This is a genomic window from Vreelandella subterranea, from assembly GCF_900111305.1.
GTDB classification, from domain to species: Bacteria; Pseudomonadota; Gammaproteobacteria; order Pseudomonadales; family Halomonadaceae; genus Vreelandella; species Vreelandella subterranea.
In genome coordinates this window covers 1-1,868 of the sequence record NZ_FOGS01000023.1, presented here as the reverse complement: position 1 = coordinate 1,868, position 1,868 = coordinate 1, and the positions used below count along the sequence as shown (strand labels likewise).

Here is a 1,868-nt window from a genome sequence, read left to right as displayed (position 1 = left end):
GAAGAACGGCCACATCAGTCACATAGGCTATGTGGCGCCCCGAGCACACCCTGCAATAGCTGCGTAGGGTGTGCAAAAACCAGGGGGTCATTACATCAGTGGGTACATCGATACAATCACGATGCTGATAATGGCTAGCTGGCCTTCCCGCGAAAGTGCATACAGCGTTAGCCCTAATGCACTGATGCCGCCCGCTGCGGTTGCCAGCAGTGGAAAGTGCTTTTGTGCTGGGTGTGCATATTGATAAAAGGGCAGACAACATACGGCGCCGCTGAGCATGCAGAGTGCGATGCCATAGAAAGCGCTTGGCTCAGGCACCTGGCCAAGGAAGTGAAGCTGCAAGGCAAACCCTAAGCCCGCGCCCAAACCCAATAGCAGGCCCGCTCTGGTGCTGCTGCTCACCCGCGTTTTGCTCGGTTTACCCCCTCCCGCGGTTAACCAGATAGCGGGCAGAGCGATCATCACGCCTAGCCATACCCAGGCATTGGGTCGCTTGCCCAGGAAAATCAGCGATAGTCCAAGGGCAATGGTGACCATCGCGACAGCGCTAACAGGCACTACGATGGCAAAGGGGCCCGGGATAAGCCCTGGTAAAGCAGCCAGGCCCCAAGGGCGGAGCCGATGCCCGCCAGCGCGCCCCATATCCACACGGTTGGCTCCCTGGTGGAAAAGAGCAGTGCGCCCGCAAAGCCGACAAGCGCACCGCCCAATGTTGAGCGGCGGGTAAAAACGGGCGAGCAAACCATTGATAAAGTGCGTACTGCCGAGCAGCACCATGGCGCTTAGCGTACGGGCGATAGACATGCGGGCTCCTGGTCTTGATGATAAGGGAAGGGCCAGCATAGAAGCCGCTAATATGTGGCTGGAAACTCGATTAGGTCATGGTCGCCATGAGGAGTTGTGATGATCAGAGGGGCGGATATCTCCATTGCCCAACTTCGCGCGCTGCTTTCCGTGGCAGAAGAGCAGTCTTATACCTGTGCGGCGGAGCGCCTTGGCGTTAGCCAGTCGGGGACCGGTGCTATAAGACCGTAAAGAGGGTATGGCGCTTTTCTTGGACAATTTTCATTGGCGTTGACACCGTGGGCGGTATGCTGGGCTGGAGCTTCAATACGCTGGTGCTCTGCAGTGATTGGCTTTTTGGTGGGCTCGGTGGTGGTGGAAGTGCTGCACCTTATGCCCACCAATAAGGCGCATGCTGAATAGGTGCGCGAACAGTGCCAGCTTCTGCAAGAAAGCCGCGTGCTTGCGCCGCTTGAAGGAAAGCTGGGTTTTTCGCTCGTATTGGTTGGTGGCGCTTCAAGCGGGCGGATTGCCTGCAAAAATGCAAACGACCGTACATTGCAGGCTATTTAGAACGCGCGTTTGGCAGATATTTAATGTGTTCCTGCCACAATCAGCATCGTTGCTAAAATGGATAGTCCTATACCAATCTTACTGGTTTTGCTTATGGATTCTTTGCGTATCGTTGAGCCAAAAACCACTGGTATCAGGGGATACATCGAAACAATCATAATGCTTACAATTGCAAGTTGTCCTTCGCGAGACAATGCATAGAGTGTAAGCCCCAAGGCGCTGATCCCCCCTGCGGCAGTAGCAAAAAATGCAAAGCGCTTAAGGTTGTAACTTTTTCGAGAACAGAAGGGTAGGAGGAATAGGCCACCACTTAGCATACATAAAGCTATGCCATAAAAAGTAGCTTGTGATGGTATTTGTCCCAAAAAGTGTAACTGTAAAGCGAAGCCTACGCCCGCACCTAGCCCTAGGATTAAGGCCTGGATTCATAGAATAACTGCAGCACTTTGGACCACCCGGTAGAAGCAGGAGGGCCAGCGCCGGTACCCTCCCTGCTTTACCGACCAAAGTGA

3 protein-coding genes are annotated in these 1,868 nt (G+C 54.2%); 1 reads left to right on the top strand and 2 read right to left on the bottom strand.

What is annotated here, in order from left to right; all coding sequences use genetic code 11:
- Window positions 1-90: 90 nt before the first annotated feature.
- On the bottom strand, window positions 91-804 hold the full coding sequence (locus BMX75_RS17890; protein ID WP_245748669.1) for a drug/metabolite transporter: 714 nt from the start codon (window positions 802-804) through the stop codon (window positions 91-93).
- A gap of 99 nt (window positions 805-903) precedes the next feature.
- Here BMX75_RS17890 and BMX75_RS18015 point away from each other — a divergent pair, with 99 nt between their 5' ends.
- Window positions 904-1,035, top strand: a complete 132-nt coding sequence (locus BMX75_RS18015) for a helix-turn-helix domain-containing protein (RefSeq protein ID WP_245748667.1) — start codon at window positions 904-906, stop codon at window positions 1,033-1,035.
- 341 nt (window positions 1,036-1,376) lie between these two features.
- Here BMX75_RS18015 and BMX75_RS17885 read toward each other — a convergent pair whose 3' ends face one another.
- Window positions 1,377-1,769, bottom strand: coding sequence for an EamA family transporter (locus BMX75_RS17885; protein WP_281244597.1), 393 nt, complete (start codon window positions 1,767-1,769; stop codon window positions 1,377-1,379).
- Window positions 1,770-1,868: the final 99 nt, after the last annotated feature.